Origin of the sequence: Flavobacterium sp. ARAG 55.4, assembly GCF_051846875.1 — a bacterium.
GTDB lineage: Bacteria > Bacteroidota > Bacteroidia > Flavobacteriales > Flavobacteriaceae > Flavobacterium > Flavobacterium plantiphilum.
In genome coordinates this window covers 98,994-124,898 of record NZ_JBPYCT010000007.1, presented here as the reverse complement: position 1 = coordinate 124,898, position 25,905 = coordinate 98,994, and the positions used below count along the sequence as shown (strand labels likewise).

Genomic DNA, 25,905 nt, shown 5'->3' with positions numbered 1-25,905 from the left:
TTTAATTAATTTCAATTTTTATTATCTGATAAGTCAATACAGGTAGTTTAAAACTTAACGTATTTTCATTTTTGTTATACATCCCTGTATACTTTGTTCCGGCTGCATCTGTTAGAATTCCTTTTTTTATTTTTCCTTCTACTGAAACTGTCAAAACCGATGTCTTTTCAGTACTGAAATACATTGTTCCATTTTCGCTTTTAAATACGGCTGAGGCAACTTCATTACCCAAATCAAGCGTATAATTCCCATTGGAAATGTTTATTCCATTACCTAAAAAGAGTGTAAAACCATCCACTTTTTTACTGATTATTCCATAAGTTCCTGTAACTGAAAATGAATTAAAATTCATTTTTTTATCGGTAGTTGTATTCGAAAAAATAAAATCTTCTCTTCCCGATTTATTATTCACATGAACTCCAACAAACTCATTGTTTCCAAAATAATCCACTGATTGAATATTCGTTTCATTATTTAAAGCCGGTTCGTAAACAGCAACAAAGGGTCGGTTCCAGGCTTCACCATTTTGTCTCACTACCAATGTAGGTATCGGATTCTTATTGATGTCATCCGGCAATAGACCATGAGACAAGGCAGTGGATTTTGGCGAAAGCACTGAGAATACCTCCCGGTCTTCCTGCCCTTGAACCCAAAGGTTCATATTTACTGTTTTGTCCTGAAGTTTTAAATTGAATCTCCCTTTAAAATCCTGTGTAGTTTCCATTGATTTTTTGTCCCACATATAATCGTAAGCCATCAAATCACCATCACCAAAAGCCAATTTTGTAGTAGGTTTTAAATCTAATGGAGTCCCATTTGTTGCTGTTAATTCTAAATTTTGTCCCAGATTATGGAAGAAGTATTCATTCTTTATGTTATTACCGTCTTTCTGATTGGAACGAAAAATATCAATATAATAACCCTCTTCTTCATTATCTTTTACAATTCCAATAACTCTGCGTTGATCACTATAAGTTTCAGGCTCTAAAAAAGAAACATCAGAAAAAGTAATTCCAGAAGCTATTCCTGAAGTAACCCCACTTTTAGGATAAGCTGCATTTAAGCTAAAAGCGTGATTACTTTTCATCTCAGGATATTTGGATTTTCCATTTACAATTACGGTATTGTGTGCTGGAAACTGAGTGTAATATTCGGCATATTCAATCGAAAAATAGCTGGACCCATGACCCATTTCAGGAGCTAATGGTAAACCTTTTCCATATAATTCCATCGCAATTCCGTTAGAATGCATGTGATTTCCTAAGGAACCTATTTGACTAATCATTAAAGCCGAATCGCCTTCGCCCTGACGTTGTACCAGCCAACTTGCATGAGGTACATGAAATAAGGGTGTTGTAAAATCAGTGAGTCGAGCCGCTTTTATTTTAGTATCAAATTGTAGTGGTTTTTCAGCAAAAAGATCCTGAATAGTTTTCCCAATAAACTTTCCTTCTCTTGCTTCATCGCTATAAATCGTTTGATACATTTTGGTAAAATACTCCTCATCGTCTTTTTTACCATATTTCTGAGCATTTTCAATCAGGTAAACAATAGGTTCTTTGCGCAGTTTGTTATAATGACCGTCACCAAAAGAAACCATATATTTATTTGGATACAGGTATTGCGCACTTGACTTTACGGCTTGTTTTAATATTGGCATTTCTTTTAACAAATCGATATCAAAATTACGGTCGTAAAACTCAGCAAACGAAATGAAATCGCTCAAAACATTCATCGAATATCCCGGGCTTTCGTTCCAAACTCCGGTTTTTTTATCATAACCATAATCCATTAATTTATTCATAGACCATTGTCTGGTTGAAGTTTGATTCATGATTTGATCCAGGTAATATTGGGCTCCTTTTCCGTTTTTGTATGCCGAATTATTTTCTAAAACCAAAGCAATATGCGAAATATGAGCTGCTTCTAACAAATTCCAATTGTTAAAACTTACTCCGTTTTTAATTTGTAAGTCGGCCCATTTTTGCAAAGTAGCATTATAAATCGCTAAACTTTCCGGATTTTTATCACGAATGAAATCATGTAAGAAATCATAACATTGTGTTATTTCATTTAAAATATGATCCTGAATAACTTCAAACTGAATGTAACTAACCAAAGTTTGATGGTGTCCATGACTTAGATCAATAGATTCATTCAAATAGTAAACCCCTTTTAAATATGTATCCAGAACATCGTATGCTAAATTTGCATATTCTTCCTTTCCGGTGTACCAATACAGAAATGCAGCATCTCTGGCAATACTTAAAATTTGTCTGTTAATAGCATTTGTAATACCACTTGTAGCAGCTATTGGTCCCCATTCCCAAACATTAGTAGTACTATTTTGAAGATATAAACCTCGCGGATCATCCATATAAGGCTTAACATCTTCTAATTTTGGGGTTTTATAATTGGATGGTGTACCTCGTCCGCCAATAAACTTTACAGTAGGAACCGGAGCTTCTCCATCAGCATGGTCGTATTTCCCTCCATTGATGTAAACCTGTGTTGATTTGGTTTTCCAATACATCTGCAATCTGGAAACTAACCAGGTTTTATCTGTTTTATAATGGTCAATATAGGGTGCAACATTCTTTTGAGTTTTTGTAATAATAGCTGCAGCCCAATCTTCTTTTTGTACCAGTTCTTTTAGCTGATTCAAAGACATATCTTTCCCAAAAACGCGCGGATGTTGTGTTCCAATATACTTTGGAACAGGTAATCCCTGCGCATTTACAGCATTCATTGAAAGCAACAGAAAAAACAACGACAGAATTTTAATTCGCATAGTAATTATTTTATATTCAAGTAAGTTATAAAAATTTGATTAAAGGTTGCTGAAAACCCCCCAGCAACCTTACTACACACTAATCAAACTAATTACAAACTAACCAAAATTTGTATTTTACACCACGTTCTATATACCTTAAGGAATACGTCAAAAATGGATTTATTGTTATTTTTTTAAAAACTCATTAACACGTTTAGAAAGACTGAAAGTTCAGATCTAAACTTTTTCAATATTACTAAGAATAGGGCTTTTTAAAGATAACTTATCATTCATTTACTATAAATTATAACCCAAAAACAATCGAAACCCCTCGAAATCATTGACTATTTTTATTCAACACTTAAAAATCAATAATTTTTTTAAAGCATGAAGATTTTAATTTATTTTATAAATAACAAAGCCGACAAGAGTCGGCTTTAAAATTAATTGATTTATTTTTTAATAACCTTTTTCACAATACTGTCACTTCCATTTGTAATATACAATGAATATAAACCTGAAGGCAATCCTTGTAAAGACATATATCCTAAAACATTAGTCAAAGCTTGTGTTTTTACCTTTATTCCTAAAAAATTATATAGGTCAAGTTTTGCATTCGTATGTATTTTATTCACTTTTACATTTAATATATCTATAACAGGATTAGGATAAAGCATAACGCTTTCTGCTTTTTCTTCATTATTATCAATTGTAATGTCTTTTAATTGCTTTTCTGTTGAAGTTTTGCTACTAGTTGTAATCAATGGTTCTGTTCCATAGATTAATTGACCTTGATAATATATTGTCACTTTATCATTCAATGCCATTGTTGTGTTATTTTTATATGAATAATCATCTGATTGATTAAAATTTGACCAATCTGTTTTGGTAATTCTATATTGAATATTAGCTGTACTGCTTGAAGGATAAAAAGTACCCAAACTGGCTTTCAATCCTAATTCTAAGTAGGTATTAGCCCCATTTTGAATAGGATTCAATACAACAAATTCAGATTCTATATTCGAATTACCTAAAGCAGAATAATCTAAATAGTAATTTAAATTCGCTGTACCTTCTTTGGTAAACCAGTATCTCACTTTTAAATCTCCATAAGCAACCGGAACATTACCTTCGTTATTAATTTTTAAATAGGTACTTATAGTATTTGTTGAAGCATTTGATTTTGTTTCAGTATATGCTTTTAGTTTTACTACTGCAGGTATAACGTCAGGCTCAATCCCCCAAACTAATTGTCCCTTACGATACATTGTAATACGCTCATTAAAACCATTAATATTAGAATAAGAATAATCATTATTTTCATTCTGATTAAACCAATTATTAGTAGCAAATCTGGACTGTATTTGACCCGAATTATCGCCAGCTAATAAATTTCCGGCAGTCGTTTCAAAACTATACTCTACATAACCAAAAGCACCGTTTCTTGGTTCAGGTAAAGCTATATATTTCATTTTCACTTTGCTATTGCCTATTTGAGCATAGTCAACCCAGGTATTAATACTCGTGTAATTTTCAGGAGTTATCCAATAACGAAGAGTCAATTCATCATAAGGTATAGCAAGAGCACCTTCGTTATAAATAGTTAAATTAGGTTTAATTTGATTGTTTGTCAAATTATTATCTCCATCTTGGTATTTCACTTTCAAAGTAGCAGTAACTGTTAAAGTCTGACTAACATCGGCTGCCTGATTATAAGTTTCATCTCCCGATTGAGAAGCAGTTACACTGGTAATTCCAGTACCTACAATATGGATTTTACCATTTACAATTGTAGCGACTTCCGAATTAGAACTTGTATAATTTACTGTCAATCCTGAACTAGCTATTGCGGGAGAATAATCAGCATCACCCATCTCTTTTTGAGCAACAGCAGCCAATGATATCGTTTGATTTAATTTAGCACTTTGAGCTATCTCTAAATCACTTAATGCTCTGCTGTAAATTTTAAATTCATCAATTGCTCCTTTAAACATAGGATCATTCCATTGAGATTTACCTAAATAATTTAGATTAGTACTTCCTATTGTTGCAGGTTTTATAGTAATTCCAGTGCTATTGGCTACTGAAATTCCATTAATATATAAACGACAAGTATTGCCTGACTGAGTTACAGCAAAATGTGTCCATGTATTAATCGGCGTAGTAAAATTATGAGTAATTCCCTGCTCACTACCTCCATTTTTAATTGCATAACGAATAGAACCAGCACTTCCTGTTTGAACTGATAAGAACATATATTTTGCTGTTCCTGTCCCGAAGTCAAATACTCGCATCCAGTTGGCCAAAGCATCCATTTTAACCCAAGCCGAAATTGTAAAATCATTCAATGTACTTACTATAGCAGTTGGAAGGGTAGCATAAGAGTTCGCAGTACCATCCAATTTAAGTGCTTCTTCATATTTACCTGTACTACGACTTGCAGTACTTGCCAATATTCCGTGATTCGCCCCCCAACTATCAATACATTTTGTACCGCTTAGCTCATCAAATTTTAGATAGGAAACTTGCCCTAAATTTGGTGTAGCAAGAACTTCTGTACTATTTGGTTTTTCTCCAATAGCATCAACAGCAGAAACTACATAATAATAAATACTGCCGTTATTGACAGCTGTATCTGTATATGCTGTTCCTACAGTAGTCCCAATAGTAGTGTAAGGTCCTCCCGAAGTAGTTGAACGTTTAATATTGTAACTAAAATCCTGAATAGGATTCCATTCTATAGTATTTTTAGCATCCCCTGACGCCACAATAACACCATTTACAGTTGTACTTTGTACTGTTAACTTAAAGGTAACTGTAGCAGTAGTGTTCTCATTTGAAGCTGTTAGAATAATAGAAAAAATACCTGACTCTGTTGGAATTCCTGAAATCACACCAGTAGTTGTTTCAATATTTAATCCCATAGGAAGTCCAGTAGCAGTAAAACTGTTAGGTGATTTAATTCCTGTAATAGTATAATTAAATGGTTGCCCTATTAATGTAATATCTTCAGTAGTACTAGTAATAACAATAGGCACAATTCGATCATCCAATAATTGAATATCATTACCAGTACCCCCTTTATAAGTAATTCGAAAATCATATCTATTAATACTTATCAAAGTCATTTCTGGCAAATCCTTAAATATTCCTACTACATCATCAGAACCAGAGTTCTCTAAAATGGTGTATGTTGTTCCCAAAGGCAACTCTCCTGCTACAAAGTTATTTAACACCAAATTGGCTTGATTTAATGTAATATTAGCAGCAATTACTTTGTCACAACTAACAGCTGAATTATTCACATCAACTTTATAAGTAGCATTAGGATTAAGTGTAACAAGTCCTGTTGTTGTGAAAGTCCCGATTGTTCCGTCAGTTCCAGGTGCTAATATAGTGTTAGCTCCAATAGTTACAGAATTTGTACTTCTCCCGTTTCCGCCAAATGTTCCGTTTTGAGTAATAATGGGACTGTTGTAAGTACCCGTTGAACCATTGTTATTCAATAAAAATGTTCCATTTAATATTGTAGTTGCTCCGCCAAAAGTGCTATTTCCAGAAAAAATTAAAATTCCTGTTCCTACTTTTTCTACGGACAATGTTCCGGCAGCATTAGCTATTGTACCACTAAAATTTGTATTCGTATTCAATGCTCCAATTCTAATAACAGGTGTTCCCGCTACATTACAACGAATTCCTCCCCTCCCGGCAAGAGAACCAAACTCCAGTACTCCTGATCCAAACATAATTCTATGACAATCAGCACCCTGAGCATCTAAAAGCCAAGCCGCATTTGCACTTCCTGATTCAGGAACCATAAATGCCATACGATGATTTCCACTACGTAATTTTGTTATGAATGTTCCAGTGAAACTACTATTATTAGCATAAAGACTAATATTAGCATAATTATCAGAGCCATCATTGTAAATTGTACCATTACCTAAAAGTTTGCCATACAAATTCAAATTCCCTTGACGCTCATAAAAATAGCCTGAATTTCCTGCAGTTACTTCAATATCATTATAAAGTGTAGCTGCAGCTGTAGTTGAACCAGTATATAAAGCACCTCCTTCTAATATAATCTTTCCAGTACCTAAAGGACCTGAAGTTGGAACTCCAGATACACCAGTTCCAATACCTAACACTTGAATTCCATCTGTAGAACCCCAAACATATCCTTTTGTTCCACGAATAATAGTATTACCAGAATAAGTATTTGTTCCTGACATTATAAGCGCTGAAGTACCTGTTTTAAGTAAACTACCTGTTCCGCTTACCACACCATTAAGCTCAATACTACTGTTTTTTGAATTTACATTCAACTGATTGTCAATAATAATAGGTAAACTTAGTGTTTGATTTTGGACTGAATTATTGATTAAATCACTTTTCAAGTTGATACTGTTTCCTTCAATATTATAGTTTACAGCATCGTCAGCAAACATAATTCTTGAAACATCTAAAGTTGTTATATCATTGTTTATCACATTTGTTTCCGTATTCTTAAAAGTCAAAATAGCTGGACTTGTAGGAACAACATTTTCTACCCAATTATTTGGAGCATTAAAGGTATTGGTTGATGGAGTATTATTCCAAATTAAGCTACTTGTCCCTGGGTTACCAAATACCTCTGATGAAATTGCGCTTTCTAGAGTAGTTCCTTTTGAACTAATTACATAATAATAAGCAGTACCATTAGTAACATTATTATCCGTATAGGCTGGTATTGATACAGAAGCAATTTCTGTGTAAGGACCTCCGCTAGTTGTAGCACGCTTGATATTGTATACTGATGCCCCATCAGCACTATCCCAAGTTAAATTAACATTCCCATTATTATTTACAGCAGCTAAATTAGAGGGAACCGCAGGAGCAATTGCTCCAGAAACTTCATTGGATATTGTACTTTCATTTTCACCTATCAAAGCTGTTACTACATAATAATTATTAACCTCATAAGCTGGTGATGGATCAATAAATGAAGTACCTGTAATATCAGCTTGAATGTTTGTATAGGGACCTCCTGAAGTCAATGAACGCTTGACAACATAGCTCGTAGCATTAGTAGTGGCAGTCCATGAAAGTTTAATCATAGAATTAACAGAACTTACCGATAAATTGTTAACAGCAACTGGAGTCTGATTACTTAGAACATTAATAACCAGTGCTGCTTTACCAGTTCCACTAGTATTTGTTGCTTCTAAAAGGACTATATTTTGACCAACAGTAGTAGGTGTTCCAGAAATAATACCCGTAGTTGAATCAATACTTAACCCATTAGGTAAAGCTGTTGCAGCATAAGAAGTGGGAGAATTAATAGCCGTAACATTAAAATTAAAAGAGGTTTCTAAAGTAGCTGTTGCTGAGGTCACACTATTTATTTCAGGAGAGCCCACAGCATAAGTATTATTGACAGCCACATTACTAAATGTAGCTGTATTTAAAGCCGAAGTATTTCTTGATGCTGTATAAAAACCTATATAAGCATCTGTTGGAAGTGAAATAATCGATAAAGCAATATTTGTCCATATATTTCCATCTGCTGAATGATATACAAATACTCTGTTTCCAACTCTTTCTAATTTAAGCCACCAAGATGAACTGGTACTATAATGTGTGTAAGCACCACTTGATGCCGTAGCTCCTGAACTACTTACATTTATAGTATTTGATGGATTGAAATTAATCGACACATATTTTGAATTAGTTGACAGCGACTCCCGAATCATTAATCCCGACACCGCATTACTAATAGAATTATTCTCAATTTTAGCAATAATGGCAGCATCTCCTTTTATAGATTTAAAAGTAAAGTTATTGGAATTAGCTGCTGATGAACCTGCCCCCTTTGCTGTCCAAATTCCTGCATTAGAAGTAACACTTCCTTTGATACCAGTAACACCAATGTCAGTATTACTAAAGTAATTTGTTGGCACAGCGTTTTCAGATGGATAAACAATTGGAGTCATTGCGGTCGCTGTAGAATTATCCGATGATTTTAAGTATAAAAATGACCATGCACCTTCACCAACTAATGTTCGCATTTGATCTGTATACGGAGTTGGAATTCCTTTACGTAGTGAATAGGCAGCCTGTATAACGTTATTGAATGGGTGTTGTTTTCGGGATCCTGTACTTATTCCCCAGCCATTGGTCCAATACACTGAATAACCACCATAAGGAGTAAATGTTAATCCGCTGGGATCTATAGCATAATGATTGTATAACTCTCCTATAGCCAGCATACGATTATCAAGTTCAGCAAACATATCCACACCTTGTTTATAGGCAACCTCAGCATCCCAAGCCAATGCCCAGGCCTGTCCAAACCAGTGATCATCTCTGCCTGTATCTCCTAATTGACCCGATGGCAAACTATTTCGTAAAGTTGCCCCCGCTTCCATTCTATATGATTCAATTGCTTGATTCCACTTTACTTCATCGTCTAAAAAAGCTGCAATCCCTAAAGCAATTTGGATTTGGATAGCTCCTTTATTGCAATCCCTGAGTGGATTTGGCACCCAAGATGCAGGATAGAGTACATTTTCAAAATAATTATTAACATGAGTAGTATTAGCAGCTGTCCATCCGGGATAGGTACTCTTTAAAATATCAGCAGCTGTTATAAAATAAGGTGCATAATCTCCAATATCAAGCATGTTCTCTCCACCACCCCAAACAGTATTTGTAGTAGCCCAAGCATCTAAAATTTGAGTAGCTTTAGCGGCATAAGCTTCATCATCTGTAAAAACATACATAAAAGTTAAGTTATGGATAGCAATCATATCTGTTTTCCATGCACCATTGTTTAAATCCGGTGCCCGGGTTACTGTCGCAAAAGGACCTCTCATTGTGTAAGAAAGCTGCGATCTATAATCATTTTTTAAAGCATTATAGCCCGAAAGCCAAGGCTCTTGGGATATATTTGTTTTCAACTGATCTAAATCAGATTGGGTAAAAGGAATCCCTGGATGGACAAATGTCTTTTGTGCTATTATGGATGGATTAAATCCGAAGAATAGCAACAAAATTCCAAGTAATAGAATTGGATTAAGTTTTCTCATGGTTTTAAAAAATTATAATTTGTGGTTTGTTAATAGTGAATTCTATATATTTTAAAATAATACAATAGATAAGAGAATTTATGGACTTGATACTTTGTTCTTGAAATAAATTAAAAAGTGGTCTGTTCTTAAACAGATTTTAATATCTAGTCAGTATTTTAAGACTATTAAAAAAGACAATCATACTATTCATTAAAAAAATAAATAGAAATTAAAGTAGTTGTTTTTGCATACTGTTAAAGGTAAAACGCGGTTAATAATTAACTAAAATGAGACTATTGAGTTTTTTTAAAACCCAATAGTCTTACTATTATCAAATTATTTCAAAGTATAAATTAAAGTACAATCACATATCCCAATTAGCTCAATAATGAGAAAAACAAGCTGCATTGTGTCTTTCTAAAAAATCCTGACTAGTTGGTAAAATCAACGGTTCAATATTGGCATCCACTCTACTTTTTATCCGATTAAAATCGGCTTGAGTATGTAATAACCGTGGATGTAAAATGTCTTGTTACGGTTAATTGGGATAGGAGTAATGCGGAGGTACTATAGCTGGCGGGTGTGTTTTTGGATTATCTTCATCCAAAGAATTACTACCGCATAAGACTTAATATCATTATAGTTTTAATAAAAATTAAAAAAAATCATGATGCTATTTTTCATTTAATTAAAATCCAACCTACCTTATTAACCTGATAGGTTGGATAAATTCTAGAGATTCTATTCTTTTTTACCATAAAATTCTATTTCAGCTACATTATTACCATTTCCAGCAGTATCATTGAAATAATAAATGTAACGGTAACTAGTTGAAGTGTCTGAAATTACTAGTTGATTCCATGCATACAATGGTAATACTGAAATTGTAGCTAAAAGAGTTCCTCCATTAGTTCCCACCTTAGTAGGATCATTTGTACCATAAATTTTAGCATTTAACATTCGAGAAGCAAAAGTTGCTCTAGGATAAAAACGAACTGCTTTTAGTTTTGCCTTAACAGTTGCTCCAAAATCATATCCCAAATAATAAGTTGTCCCTGCCGCTCCATCAACAAACGTTGAAGTATTTCCATCAAATGCTGCAGCAATTGTAGCATTAGCATTATTGTTCCAAGATCCAGGCGTACCAATGATAGTACCTGTTATCTTTTCAGCATCTACAAGAAAAAATCCGGCATCAATTTTTTGTAAACCAACATATACATTCATAGTACCAGTAATACCGCCTACTGGAATTTTTGCTTGAATTTGGGTATCAGTAACGGAGATAACTTCTCCATATACTCCACCAAAAGCTACTTTTATATCATTTTTTACAGTTCCAAAATTCTTCCCAACTATAGTAACTAAGTCTCCCTCTAGACCTAACAATGGTGAAACACTGGTAACTTGTCCTCCGGTTATAAAAGTAAAATCGCTTGATAATAATGGTTTAGTATATTTCCAAACCTTTACCGTTATTTGACCTGTACTTTGAGTATTATCAGGAACGGTAACAATAATTTTATCATCTACAACACTCACTATATTTGCCTGAGGTACAGCTATACCATTAAAATAAACAGTTACAGCTGGTTTTAATGTTCCAAAATTAGAACCATTAATTGTCAATTCTTGTGTAGGTCTGGCAGTTACTGGTGAGAAATCTGTTACTGAAAACTCTGGATACTCATAAATTTTAAAATTGGCATCTTCTTCCTGACAACCTGTAAAAGTAATCAGAGTCCCAATTAACATCATCAATTTGATGCTAAATTTTAATACTATTTTCATAATTAAAAAAATTAAGTTGGATAATTATATTTTTTAGAATTGGCAAGTTTAACCAATAGTAAACTTGCCAATTTCATATTGTTAGTTATAGCCTGGGTTTTGTTTCAGAGCAGGATTTAAATCTCTTTGTTTTTGAGGTAAAGGCCATAAATAGTTTTTCTTTGAAAAATTACGGTTTAGTTTACTGTCGATAACCACACATTTTAAAGGTCCTTTAGCTGTTTGAACAATTTCTTCTCCCCAAACATAAGCTGACGGATTATAAGCAGCAGTTGCAGCACCTGTTCCGTCTCTGTATGCTGTAGTGTAAGAAGCATCACCTACTACCTGACCACAAGTAGATTGATTTAACTCTGCTTCGGCTATACCCCAACGTTTCAAATCATCATACCGAAATCCTTCTTTATACAACTCTAAAGTTCTTTCTCTTCTAATTTCAGTTAACATATCTAAACTATTAGCTGCAACCAAGGCATTAGTTAAATTGGCAACACCTGCTCTTGCTCTAATTTTATTAATTGACAGATTTAAATCAGCATCTGAAATTGTTCCATTTTTTTCAAACAAAGTTTCTGCATACATTAAATACACTTCTGCCAACCGGATAATAGGATAATTAGGTGACTCTTGATTTGCATTTCTATAGATTCCATATTGATACGAAACAAATTTTCTATTTCCATACCCCGCCACTCCATTAGTGATAGGTGCTGTAGTAGGAGTAACGCCTATATAGCCTAAAATTCTCAAATCTCTATTTTTATATTCATCCCCTATTGCATGATATCCTTGAAACAATGGAGATTTAGAAGCTGGTAAACCATCGGTGCACAAGAACATATCCATCATTTTTCTGCTTGATCCTGAGTTTTGAGATGTTAGGGATAAATTTTGATTTCCTGTTCTCAAAACAACATCATATACACCATAAAGAATAAATTCCTTGTTAGTCGCTTTGGTAAATCCTCCAGGATTACTTCCTGCATCTTCTAAGTTGAATAAATAATAATAACTCTGATTTGCAATAGAGGTATTACTGTTATAATTCCACAACTCATACCCTCCATTATCCATGATATCTTTACATTGATTGACAGCATCAGTTAAAAAAGTATCAATCTGATCTGAAGCAGGACCTGTAGAACCTTCAAAATCAGTTGAAGTTCCATTGTATTTTCGCCAAGTCGCTTCGTACAATTCTACCTCTGCTTTTAAGGCTTTGGCAGCCCATTTACTAATACGTCCCTTATCTGCACCAGGAATAGATTGTTCTGTTGGCAGATTCGCTATAGCATTATCTAGATCCGATAAAATTAAATCCACCACTTCATAACGACTATTACGTGGTCCGAATAATTCTGGTGAATTAACCTCAAGTACTCCTGTTACAATAGGAACACCACCAAAAGTTTTTAACAAGCTGTAATAAGCATTTGCTCTAAAAAAATAGGCTTCTGAAACATAAGGTGCAATATCATTAACGTTACCAGGATAGGAATCGACTTTTGACAATAGGATATTGATTTTTCTAATCCATGAATATGGATTATTCCAGCGATTATCATCATTTACTATTTGTATTGTACCACGACCTACATCCGCTTGAAAATTAAAATAATTAGACAAATCAGAAGAAAAATCCATATTATTATAAACTGTATTACCTCCATAAGGTGATCTCCATCCCATCAATTGGCTGTAAAAATCCCCTGTATATGCTTTAAAATCAGATGGCTTTTTAAAATAAACTACATCTGTAAATTGATCTTGAGGATCTAAATCCAAATAGTCATCCTGACATGAGAAAAGCCCTAATGAAAGCCCTCCTATCAAAGTCATATATATAAATCTTTTCATATTATTTCTATTATTTTACTATTAAATTAATTTGCTTATAAACCTACATTAATACCAAAAGACAGGGTTCTGTAAAAAGGATAACCCACATTTTGAGTAGTCTCTCCCATCTCAGGATCATAACCATCTTTAATTTTAGAGGTTTCCCATAAATCATTTCCTGAAAAATAAAATCTTACTTTTTCTAATCTAATTTTATCTGTAATAGTTTTAGGTAATGTATATCCTATAACCAAAGATTTCAAACGGATATAAGCATTGTTTTCTAACATAAAATCATTGTTTGCATAATTCCATCGGGCTCTATTTGAATTTACTGTCAAACGAGGATATTCGGCATTCGGATTTTCTTCAGTCCAAGTTCGTCCTTCAAAACTAGTAGGTTGATTAGTTGAAAGTACCGCAAAAGGATAGGCTAGAAAACCGGAACGCATAATTTGCTGTTTGCCAACTCCTTGAAAAAAAGCATTTAAATCAAATCCTTTATAGTTTCCTCCTAAATTAATTCCGAATGTATAATGTGGATTAGCATCTCCCATGTACTTGAGATCACTTGCATTATTAGTGTTATTACCCCCATTTCCCGTAATAACACCATCACCATTCAAATCAATTCTCTTAGTATCTCCTGGTCTTAAACCAGAAGCTGATCCTACTGGCACAGGAGATAAATCTGCTCCACCTGCAGCATATTGCGCATAATAAGCATCTACTTCAGCCTGATTTTTAAAATAGCCATCGGTTTGATACAAAAACCAAGAATTTAATGGGTATCCTACTACATTGCTAATTTTTCCTGGCGTATAATTATCTCTTCCTTGCATATCTTTCAAAAGACTACGCGTATCACCTATATTGAAAGACACATTATATGAAAAATCTTTAATTCTGTCTTTCCATGTAATTACTGCTTCCCATCCTTTAACATTCAGTTCTCCATTATTCGTTCTAGGAGCTGCACCACCTAATACTGATGGATAGTCTACATTTACTAACATTCCTTTATTGTCTTTAACAAAATAATCAAATGCCGCAGAAAGTCTTCTATCTAAAAAACCCAGTTCAATACCAATATTCTTTTGAGATACTCTTTCCCATTCTCTATCTCTACTTATTAATCCATTAGCTGCTAAAGAAGAAGATGCTTGCGAAGATGCAGGAAGTCCTAAAATAACTGTACCATTATTAATGGCCGAGATATAGTCATAATTACCAATACCTACATTATTTCCTGATACTCCATAAGTTGCTTTAATTTTTCCAAAATTTACAACTGAACGAATACCTTCTAAAAATTTTTCTTTAGTAAAAACCCAACCTACTAATACTGATCCAAAATTTTTGAATTTATATCCTGGAGCAAATTTTGAAGAACCATCAATACGCCCTGTAACTTCAGCAAGATATTTTTCATCATAATTATATTGTAATCTGGAAATATAAGCATATTGTCCGTTATGAAATTTACCTCCTCCATTACCTAAACTGGTTGCTGTAGCATCAGCAGCATTCAAATCATAAATTCCCAGATCAGTAAAAAAAGCACGGCTACCGGATAAAGTATTTACTTGCGTATGTTCTGCATTAATTCCTACCATAGCAGCAAAATTATGAAGATTATTCAATGTCAAATCGTACCTTAATCTTCCTTCATAATATTGATACAAAGAATTGTAAGTACTACTTTTATAACCTACATTAGAAGCGCTTTGTACAGTACTGGAAAGGTTCTCTACTGATTTGTTACCATACCAATCATACAATTGCACTGGATTTACATATCTTTCATCTCTATACTGTTCATTTTGAAGAGAAGCTATACCTTCAAAATTTAATCCTTTAACAATATTAACAGTAGCTTTCATATCTAATCTACCTGTTAAAGAATTTTTGTCAAAACGTCCCCCATCTGAAGTAGCTGCAGCTGCATTTCTGTTTCCTACATTACCAAAATTAGCATTCCATTGTCCGTAAGGGTTCTTAGCTGGAAAGAAAGGCATGTCTTGAGCATAAAGGGAACCGTCCAATCCTACTGAAGGTGCACTAGTAATGGCATTAACAAAACTAATTCCTGTTTCTAACTTTACTCTTTCTGACAGTTTATAATCGTAATTAAAGCGGAAGTTGTATTGCTTTTGTCCATCATAAGCTGTTGCTAAGTTTCCTTGATTGTCAGCAAAAGCAAGAGACAAACGATATCCCATAGTGTCAGTATTATTAGAAATACTTAAATTATGCTGATACGAAACGCGTTGAGCAAACATTTCATCGATTCGATTTCCTTTTCCTATAAAAACATCCCCCCAAAATTGAGTGGTATAAATGCCTTCGTCTCCAGCGGCCATTTTCTCCATATTCTCTTTAGTAGCCCAACCCCACCAATTTGGAATTGCCTCTTCCTTATTTGCGGCTAACCAAAGGGATGCATACTCCCTTCCTGTTGCTGAATATCCAGTAATCCCATTTACCGTAAAACGAATGTTATTACTATAATCAATTCTTACCTTGCCTTTTCCCTTCTTAGTAGTTACTAAAATAACTCCATTAGCTGCTCTAGCACCGTAAATACCCGCAGCAGCATCTTTCAGTACACTAATACTTTCGATGTCATCTGCATTCATATTCTGAAATGAGTAAAAATTAATTGCAGGAACTCCATCAATAACTACTAAAGGCTCTCCTCCATTTACTGAAGTTGCACCACGTATCTGAAAATTTATACCTTCATTTCCTGGTCTAGAGGAAGATCTGGTAACCAGTAATCCTGGTGTTTGTCCTTGCAGAGCTAAACCTACATTTGTAACAGCACGATCTTCAAAAGCCTTAGAGCTTACTACTTCCACAGCACCAGTTAAAGTAGCTTTTTTCTGAGTACCATATCCTACAACTACTACCTCATTTAATGTAGAAACATCAGCAGCCATAGTCACATTCATGATTGTTTGATTTCCAACTTTAATTTCCTGGCTTTTCATACCTACAGCGCTAAATACTAAAACGGCATTTGATAAAGGCACACTGATAGTATAATTACCGTCGATATCTGTACTTACTCCGCCAGCTACTCCTTTTATATTTACATTCACTCCCGGAATACCCATATTATCCTCGGCAGATATTACTTTTCCCTTAATTGTAATTTGTTGCTGAGAGGTATTTAAAGAAAATTTTTCGACCAGATTAAATTTCCCATTATTAACAGCAAATGACTGGGAAGAAACACAAACCAGAAAAGATAAAACCAAAGACGGTTTTAATCTGTTCCATAATTCGGTTTTATTCAAAACATTTATTCTCATAATGAATTGTTTTTTTCGTTATTAATTAATTGATTTAGTTATTAGTTTTTTTTATTAGAATTCACGTTTAAATTAGTGAATCGAAATTGGTAATGAAATTTAGTCCTTTTTACATTTAATTATTTTTTTCAGGTTAATAATTTTAATACTCATAATTTTTAATCATTAATTTTATCATAATGACTGGAATAGCATTACAATATTATATATTAAAAAAAAAGCAGTGTATAAGCTATAATCCAAACTGTATAACTTATCGACCATTTCTCTGTTTTCTCTTGTTTTACAAGACTTCCAAGCTTTCAAAACCTATTAACTTTTGAAAAAAAAATTTTAAAATCTTTTTTTATATGAAGGATTTTCCAGTAAAACACCTTAAATAAATATTTAAAAAAAGGCTCCGTTTTTGAATTAAAACGGAGCCTTTTTAGCAAAATATTATGTTATTGAATTTATTCTTCAGTAGTTTCATCCAGATTTTTTTGATTCTGAATATACTGTGTAGGGGTTACTTTAAAAACTTCTTTAAAGGTTTTTGTAAAATAAGCTGTAGAATTAAATCCGCAATTTAGTGCCACTTCTTTTATCGAATATTGATTTGTTAACAACATTTCGGAAGCATATTTTAAGCGAATAGTTCGAATAAAATTACTCGGATTTTGTCCTGTCAAAGAATTAATCTTTCTGTAAAATTGCGAACGACCCATTCCCAGACTTCCTAATAGATCATCCAAGGTAAAATCGATATTACTGACATTATCCACTACTACTTTGGTAGCTTTATCCAAAAAGTGTTCATCTAATGAGTTAATCGTAATTTCAGAAGAAGCAACTATCCCTCCAATAGCAGCAAAACGCTCTCTGGATCTTTTTCTGGCTTCAAGCAAATTATCAATTCGGGTTTTAAGTACTGCCATATTAAAAGGTTTAGACAGATAAGCATCAGCTCCGGTTTGATAGCCTCTAATCATATCTTCATCCAGATTTCTGGCTGTTAATAATAAAATAGGAATATGACTGATTTCAAAATCAGTTTTAAGCTGTTGACAGAGTTCAAACCCGTCCATCTTTGGCATCATCACATCACTAATAACCATATTTGGCTGGTACCTTCTGATTCTTTCCAAACCTTCTGCTCCATTCGTAGCTTCTTTTACCTGATAAAACTCTTTTAACTCACTCTTAAGATGATTACGAAGCACTTTATTATCTTCTACAATAAGAATCAGTGGTTTATTTTCACTATTAGAAGCCAGTGAATCCGGTTTCATTTTTTCGTCTGAAATAGCAATTTCATATTCTGCAGATTGAATTGCATTCATTTCTTTTCCTTGTGAATTCCAGCTATCCGACTGCTTTTGTTTTACTACTGCTTTTAAATCAACAGGGAGTATAATCGAAAAAGTAGTTCCTTTTTTATACTGACTTTCAACTGTAATATTTCCTTTATGCAATTCGACTAAGCTCTTAGTATAATTCAACCCAATACCTGTACCTGTTTTACTGGAATCAGCATGAAAAAAACGTTGAAACACTTCCTTCAATTGTTTCTTTTTAAAACCAATACCTGTATCGGAAATCTGAATTTGAATCCCTTTTACCTGATTTGTTGGACTAAAGAACATTTTTTTATATTTCTTTTCTGAAATCATCACTTCGGATAAGGAAAGCGTAATTATTCCACCATTATCGGTAAACTTTATCGCATTGGACAACAAATTAGCCAGCATCTTTTCTATTTTATCCGGATCAAATTGTCCGTAATACTCTTTCAATGCAGATTGAAAAACAAAACGGATATCCTTCTTTTTAGCTAAATCTTCAAAAAGAGAAAAAGTATCTCTGGCAAAAGCAACAATATCTATATTAGAAAGTTCTAAACGGGATTTACCCAAATCCATTTTTCTTAAATCCAAAAGCTGATCCACCAAATAAAGCAATCGCTTACTACTCTTTTGAATAATCAGAGCTGATTTTTTGACTTCTTCGGTATCATTAAAATGGGATAAAATCTTTTCTACCGGATTTAAAATTAAAGTAAGCGGGGTTCTGAATTCATGAGAAACATTGATAAAAAAGCGTAATTTCATCTGATCTAATTCATGTTCTTTCTCTTCATTAATTTTATTGGTATAATAATCAAGTCCAAACCATATTAAAGCAACAAGAAATGTAAGATATAAGATATATGCCCACCATGTTTTCCAAAATGGAGGAAGTACCCTTACCAAAATACTGGTTTTACCTGCATTTTTCCATTGCCCGTCAATGGCTGCCATAACTTCAAAGACATAAAGCCCCGGAGCCAGATTAGCATAATTAGCAACTCTGTTATTATCCACATTTACAAACTCTTCATCCAAACCGCTCATTTTATAGGCATATTTTACACGTTCCGGATTTTGATAATTCAAAGCCACAAATCCAAATGATATATAACCTTCGTTGTATTTTAATTCAATTTCTTTAACATTTGAAATTGCTTCGTTGTACAGCACCCTTCCGTTTACAGAATCACCAGCATTTATTCGTTTATTAAATATTTTAAGATCTGTAATAATAGGTTTTACTTCATCTGAATTCAACGAAATATCATTAGGATAAAATATATTAAAACCATTAATTCCTCCCACTATGATTCGACCATCAAAAGTCTTAACAATCGATTTACTTTGAAACTCTAAACCCTGTAATCCATCATGGATATTAAAGTTTTTAATATTCTTTGTTCTAGGATTTAGTAGTGATAAACCACTTTTGGTACTTATCCAGATATTCTTATTATTATCTTCCTGTAAGCCTACTACTAAGTTATTTGGAAGACCGTTTTTAGATGAATACGCCTGTTTTAATTTTAAATCAGTTCCTAGCTGGTACAATCCCATATCAGTAGCCACCCAAATATTGCCTTTATAATCTTCAGTTACCTGGTTAACCCGGTTACCCTGGATATTTTTTAATTTTATTTCTTCAAAATTGATATTTTTAGGGATCCTGCTTCCCAAATGATTAAGCTTTACATAACATAATCCTAAAGAGGTTCCTACCCAAAGACGTTGTTTAGAATCTACAAATAAGGAAAAAACAAAATTACTTATTAAACTTTCCGAATTGTTAAGTTGGTTTTTATATTGGTAAAACTTATCTGTTTGAGTATCCAAAAGATTTAATCCGGCTGTAGAAGTACCTACCCAAAGTCTTTTTTGATTGTCCTGAACTGCGCACCAAACTGTATTTTGACCGATAGAAAAAGGATTTTTAATATTGTTTTCATAACGCTTTACCGTTCCGGATTCAGTATCAAATCTGTTAAGTCCCCCATCCCAGGTACATACCCATAAGTCATTATTATCTCCGGTAGCCAAGTATAAAATTTTATTAGAACTTAAGGTATTTGCAGCACCAGGAACCGATTTGAAATGCTTAAAAGTTTCCGTTTTACTGTCAAATAAATCTAAGCCTCCTCCATCAGTACCTATCCAAATACGTTGTTTATTGTCTTCTATCACCGATTGGGCAATTTTAGTACTCAGGCCTTTATTACCACTATTGGGTTTATAAAAATGATGCCCGAAGGATGATTTAAATAAAGCCAGTTTATTAATCCCTTTATTATAACTGGCAATCCAGTAAATTCCGTCTTTATCTTCTAATACATTTGAAGGTTGGTTATTAGGTAACGAAAAAGGATCATCCTGATTTTGCATCAGATGCTGTATAACCCCTTTATTTCTGTCTAATAAATAAAGACCACTTCCGTCAGTTGCTGCCCAGACTGTTCCTTTTTTATCCTGAAATAAATGAAAAACCGGGGTGCTTTGACCTACGGGTGCTATTTTCTTAGTCGTTTTAGTAATTGGATTATACAAATAAAGATGTGACAAGTCGTTGCCAATCCAAAAATAACCCGAATTATCTAAAAGAATTTGTTTTGGTAAATGATCCAGATACTGACCCGCTTCAAAGGCGATATTAACTCTTTCAAATGTATTTGTCTTAAAATTATACTTATGCAAATTATCCCCTTCAGTACCTATCCAAATATTTCCTTTTTTATCCTGTATAACACTGGTGACATTATTATTATCAATAGATTTTACATCTTTTGGCTTATGGACATAACGGACAAAATCGAGACTTTTAAATATAGTATAGTCTACCGATTTTAAACTGATTTTTACCAATCCGTTTTTAGTTCCCACCCACAATAGGTTGTTGCTTTTATCAAATAATAAACTGTTAATTTCCTCTCTTACACTGACTTCATTATCATTCTTTTTATAAAGATTGATTCGGTGAAATTTTTGGCTTTTTTTATCAAAAACATTCAAACCATTGCTGGTCCCCACCCATAAATACCCCTTGCTATCCTGTGATATAGCATTAATCCTGTTATTACTTATAGAATGAATATCATTTATAATTGGTCGGTAGATTTCAAATTCATAACCATTGTATTTATTCAAGCCATCAATAGTACCAAACCACAAAAAACCATCACTATCTTGAAAAATTTCCACACTAGTACTACTGGAAAGTCCTTTGTTAGTATCAAAGTTTTCAAATTTCAGATTGGAATATTGTGCATGACTTAACTGGCTGATAAACAATAACAGCATCCAAAAAATGATTGTTTTTTTCATTAATGGTTAATTTAGTTTAGTTTATCTTGGTATTTTAAGAAGTTTTCAAAATTATAAATTAAAAATTAAAAGCGACTATTTTTCTACTATAGAATTAAATATTCTTAAAATTTTATAACATCTACAATCTGTTAACACTAGTTTCATTGTATACACTCTTAATAATTGATTATGAGAAAGGGATAGTCATAATCAAAAAAATTACAACTAATAAAACGACTCTAACTAATTAGAGTAAAAAAACTTCATCAAAATTTGTCATTTTATTACAACCAATCGCTCCAAATCCTCTACAAAATAGTTCGACATTTGTTCGGTATTGGTACCCGTTTTATATTCATAAAAATACTCATCCACCTATTATTAGGGATATTTTACCTTACTATTTTCCATCAAATAGTAATTACAGATAACTTTAAAAAAAATTATTTATATTAAATCTAAATAAGTTGCAATAAAAAGATTTAAAAAGTATATTTGCGTTTATTTTAAACAATCTAAAATTTTCAATTTTATGAAATCAAACTTTTTTAAAACAATAACGGTTGCGTTTTTATTGTTAGTTACCAGCCAATCATTTGCTCACGCTTTATGGATCGAAACTAAAGCTACCGGAACAAAAGGAAAACCTCAGGAAATATCCGTTTATTTTGGAGAGTTTTCGGAAAATGATATTACAAAAGCAGAAAAATGGTTTTCGGATTTAAAAGATTTTACGCTGGTGGTCATTAGTCCTTCTAAAAAAGAAATCAGACTGAAATCGATTCCATTAGAGAATAAATACCAGGCCTTTTTTACTCCTGAAGAAGATGGGGTTTATACTGTTGTCATGCAACATACCGTAAAAGATGTTTACGGAACCATGAAACTGGATTATAATTCCAGTGCTAATATATTGGTAGGAAATAAATTAGCAGGGAACGAAGCTGCTGCTAACACTAATAAAATTTCTGTATTTGCTGAAAATGCCTCTTCACTGGCAAAAAACACTAAAGTTACGGCAGTTGCTACTTATAATGCGGCTGTTGCCAAAGAGCAAAAAGTAAAAGTAATTGCTCCGAACGGCTGGGAAAAAGAATTATGGACCAATGAAAACGGAGAGTTTTCATTTACTCCTATCTGGTCCGGAAATTACATGGTTGAATTTTCTCAAACAGAAAAAGCCGGAGGAGAACACAATGGGAAAAATTACAATGAGATATGGAAAATGGCTACCTGCCACCTGACTGTTAAATAATTACCAATCATTTTACCTAAAAAAAGGTCTTTAATCAACGAATTAAAGACCTTTTTTGTTTTACAGAAGATAAGAATCTACTCTTTTTTCTTAGCTGCTTTCTCCGCTTTTATCTTTTTAGTGTAATCACTATACATTTGGCGCCAGTTACGACCGTGGTTATTCAGATATTTTTCGGCTTCTGTTTTGTAAATTTCGAAAATAGCCGATATCTCTTTCATGCTTTTATAATCTACCGCCTGCTCACGTGCTTTTTCCAGTAATTTTCTAATTTCTGCACTTTCGGCAGCAGTTAAATTAGGAACGATAGCTTCATATCCTTTCATCGTAAAGGCAACTTTTCCAATCGTGTATTTGTCTAATACTGCCGCTACTTGTTCTTCCGTTAAATCTTTTCTCAGTCCGGTCATCAAGTCTTCATGTATTGTTGAAGGCATTGCGGAGTCGGCAATAATTTGTCTATGCAAATCTGAAAGCGGCTTACCGTCTAACGGATTGATACCGGCCGGAACGGTAGAAAAAGGATGCGTATTATGCCAGTCTTTGATTGTTGATAGATGTGTAGCTACTACCTTTACTACTCTGTCTTGTTTCTCAGCATTATTCAGATTCAATTCACTAACCCATTCCTCTGCTTTTTTAATGTCATCAGCTGTTGCCTCTACAGATTGGGCTTTTACAAATGAACCTGCAGTCATGAAGGCAATAAGTAATGCTATTTTAATTTTTTTGGTTTTCATATTATAATTTAAAATTAAACATCCGGCAAAATAAGGCTTTCTTTTTAATTTTTCTTTTATTATTTCCAAAAAAATATACTTTGACTAATCCTGACTGATAAAATAAAGCGGCTGATCATAGTTAGCAATTGCCTTCAGAACTGTATAAATATATTGAGAAACCAATGCGCCGCCTTCTGTATTTATCAGTTCAATATCATCTTCCGGAGTATGATACTGCGGATGACCTCCTGTATGAAATCCCACCGCAGAAATTCCTGCTTTGTAAAAAGAAACATGGTCTGAACCTCCTACATCTCCGGAGTGGACAACAGGATTAAGACCGCTGTTTTCGCCTGTTTTTTTCATTAGTGCAACGCCGTCAGGAAAAGTTCCTGCTCCACCCATATAGAGTTCTTTTTCCGAATTTAATCTGCCTACCATATCCATGTTCAACATTACTTTTACTTTCTTTTTGTCAAAAGGCAAATGCTGAATAAAATATTTGGAACCTAATAAGCCTTCTTCTTCCCCGCTGAACGAAATAAAAACGACACTTCTTTTAGGTTTGTTTTCCGGTTTAGATAATTCTTTTAAAATACAAAGCAGTGCCGCAACACCAGATGCATTGTCATCGGCACCATTATGAATTGCTACCGTATCCTTTTTTTTACTGCCCGAAGCTGTTCCTCCCCAACCCCAGTGATCATAATGCGCGCCTATTACTACAAACTCATTTTTTAAATTTTCATCAGAACCTTCCAGATAACCCAGCACATTTTGTGTAACCACAGTATCTGATTTCACTTTATTGAGTCCTTCTTTTACAAAAAGACTAAAAGACTGATAGTAATTATCATTAAACTTTTTTAGACCATACTTTTTAAAATGCTTTTTTACGTATGCTGCTGCATCGTTATTTCCTTTAGTTCCCGGAAACCGTCCTTCCATTTTATCCGAGGACAGAAATTGATCATGTTTATAAAATGTCTTACTGCTAATATCAGTTTGAGCATTTGTAACAACATTAAAAAGTAGTATAATAATTAAAAAAAGCTTATTCATTGTATTTATATTTTCAAAATTCAATTGTAATTACTGTTGATCTAACTGAAATATTTTTTCCGTTAACAGCCATTTTTCTCCCTTCTTTGCCTGAGGAAGCGCTTGCTGAAATTTCCACATCAATGTTTCCCATTCCAGAACTTTTGGATTTTCGGCATCCATTTCAGCTTTCTTTTCGAAAGAAAAATCAGCACTAGCTTCAATTAGCATCACCAGTCGGTTTCCTGCATTATAAATTTCCAGATTTGTAATTCCGGAGTCTTTTATACTTGCTATAACCTCAGGCCATACATGCTGATGTAATAATTTATATTCAGCAATTAAATCAGCATCTTCTTTTAAGTCCAGAACCAGACAATATTTTTGCATAATTTTTTATTTTTTTTAAAAAGGAATTTATATTTTTAAAATCGGTTTTCTATTTTCTAATATTAAAAGTTACATGTTTAATGTATTTTCGATTATAGGTATACAAAACATGTATTTTTTTATCCTCAGTCTGAATAACAGCAGGATAACTAAACTCTCCTTCTTTTTGATTTTCCAAATCGAATAATTTTTCCCAACGTAAACCATCTCCTGAATATTCTACGTCCAGAATATTGCGACCGTTAAACCAGTCTTTTCCCTGCCGTAACGGATTGTTAACTAATAGAAACAATTTTGGTGACAGCGTAAGGGCATCAATCCCTGAATTAGAATTCACAACCTCAATACTATCAGTATTTTTCCAGCTTTGTCCGTAATCTTTAGACCAGCTTGTGATTAGTTTGTTGTGCTTACTTCTGGACAAAATTTGAATATTTTTTTTCGAATGCACCAAAAATGTGGGTTGAATAATATCAAAATTTTTCTTGTTTTCACCCGGGATTTTTTTCCAGTTGTTTGTAGCTTCAGTATAAGTTTCGACATGTACCCGCCATTGATTATCTGTAACACTTTCAGTACTGCTTCCGCATAAAATAACACCCGGAATTACTTCGACAGGTTTATTTTTAACAGGACCTAAAATTCCGTTTGGCAGGTATTCAGGTTTACTCCAGCTCATACCGTTGTCATTTGAAACAATCATAGCTCCGAACCATTCCCTTGGATTTTTACCAATTTTATAAAACAAATATAATTTTTCACTCTTACTTTTATATAAAACCGGATTCCAGCAAGGCAGAGTATCGCCGTCTTTTACTAAAGGAGCAATACACATTTGCGGTTGGGACCAGCTTTTTCCATCATAATTTGACGTATAAATACCTACATCCTTAGCGCCTTCATGTTTTCCGCCAAACCATGCTGCCAAGAGCTGATTGGATTTTATTTCCTCAAGAGTCGCAGCATGACTGTTAGCCGTCAGAGGATTATCCGTAATAAATTGTTCCGTTTTATGTTCTGCCTTGATTTTTTTAGAAACAGAAACACAGGAAAAACAAAATCCTGCCAGCACAATTACTACATATTTTAATTTAGAAATCATG

The 25,905-nt window shown here is 33.4% G+C and carries 11 protein-coding genes; 1 reads left to right on the top strand and 10 read right to left on the bottom strand.

The window, feature by feature from the left end:
• Position 1: 1 nt before the first annotated feature.
• From ACSV4D_RS09770 to ACSV4D_RS09745, 6 genes are all read right to left on the bottom strand, one after another.
• Positions 2–2,791: a heparinase II/III domain-containing protein gene (locus ACSV4D_RS09770; RefSeq protein WP_439228140.1), complete on the bottom strand. Its 2,790-nt coding sequence runs from the start codon at positions 2,789–2,791 to the stop codon at positions 2–4.
• 434 nt (positions 2,792–3,225) lie between these two features.
• Positions 3,226–9,840 carry a cellulose binding domain-containing protein gene (locus tag ACSV4D_RS09765; protein ID WP_439228139.1) on the bottom strand — a complete coding sequence of 2,205 codons (6,615 nt, stop codon included), beginning with the start codon at positions 9,838–9,840 and terminating at the stop codon, positions 3,226–3,228.
• A 723-nt stretch (positions 9,841–10,563) separates the two neighbouring features.
• Positions 10,564–11,613, bottom strand: a complete 1,050-nt coding sequence (locus tag ACSV4D_RS09760; RefSeq protein WP_439228138.1) for an IPT/TIG domain-containing protein — start codon at positions 11,611–11,613, stop codon at positions 10,564–10,566.
• Positions 11,614–11,694: 81 nt separating this feature from the next.
• Entirely contained in the window at positions 11,695–13,470 is a 1,776-nt protein-coding gene (locus ACSV4D_RS09755) for a RagB/SusD family nutrient uptake outer membrane protein (RefSeq protein WP_439228137.1), read from the bottom strand.
• Between the two features lie 35 nt (positions 13,471–13,505).
• Entirely contained in the window at positions 13,506–16,769 is a 3,264-nt protein-coding gene (locus ACSV4D_RS09750) for a SusC/RagA family TonB-linked outer membrane protein (RefSeq protein ID WP_439228136.1), read from the bottom strand.
• Between the two features lie 452 nt (positions 16,770–17,221).
• Positions 17,222–21,412: a two-component regulator propeller domain-containing protein gene (locus tag ACSV4D_RS09745; RefSeq protein WP_439228135.1), complete on the bottom strand. Its 4,191-nt coding sequence runs from the start codon at positions 21,410–21,412 to the stop codon at positions 17,222–17,224.
• 514 nt (positions 21,413–21,926) lie between these two features.
• Here ACSV4D_RS09745 and ACSV4D_RS09740 point away from each other — a divergent pair.
• A complete protein-coding gene (locus ACSV4D_RS09740) occupies positions 21,927–22,649 on the top strand; it encodes a hypothetical protein (protein ID WP_439228134.1) in 723 nt (240 codons plus the stop codon).
• 77 nt (positions 22,650–22,726) lie between these two features.
• On the opposite strand, the gene ACSV4D_RS09735 is transcribed toward ACSV4D_RS09740, so the two are convergent.
• The 4 genes from ACSV4D_RS09735 to ACSV4D_RS09720 form a co-directional block, all read right to left on the bottom strand.
• Entirely contained in the window at positions 22,727–23,389 is a 663-nt protein-coding gene (locus ACSV4D_RS09735) for a DUF3826 domain-containing protein (RefSeq protein WP_439228133.1), read from the bottom strand.
• A gap of 84 nt (positions 23,390–23,473) precedes the next feature.
• Positions 23,474–24,433 carry a M20/M25/M40 family metallo-hydrolase gene (locus ACSV4D_RS09730; protein WP_439228132.1) on the bottom strand — a complete coding sequence of 320 codons (960 nt, stop codon included), beginning with the start codon at positions 24,431–24,433 and terminating at the stop codon, positions 23,474–23,476.
• Between the two features lie 30 nt (positions 24,434–24,463).
• Complete coding sequence (locus tag ACSV4D_RS09725) at positions 24,464–24,802, bottom strand: L-rhamnose mutarotase (protein ID WP_439228131.1); 339 nt, start codon at positions 24,800–24,802, stop codon at positions 24,464–24,466.
• A 49-nt stretch (positions 24,803–24,851) separates the two neighbouring features.
• Positions 24,852–25,904 carry a sialidase family protein gene (locus tag ACSV4D_RS09720; RefSeq protein WP_439228130.1) on the bottom strand — a complete coding sequence of 351 codons (1,053 nt, stop codon included), beginning with the start codon at positions 25,902–25,904 and terminating at the stop codon, positions 24,852–24,854.
• Position 25,905: the final 1 nt, after the last annotated feature.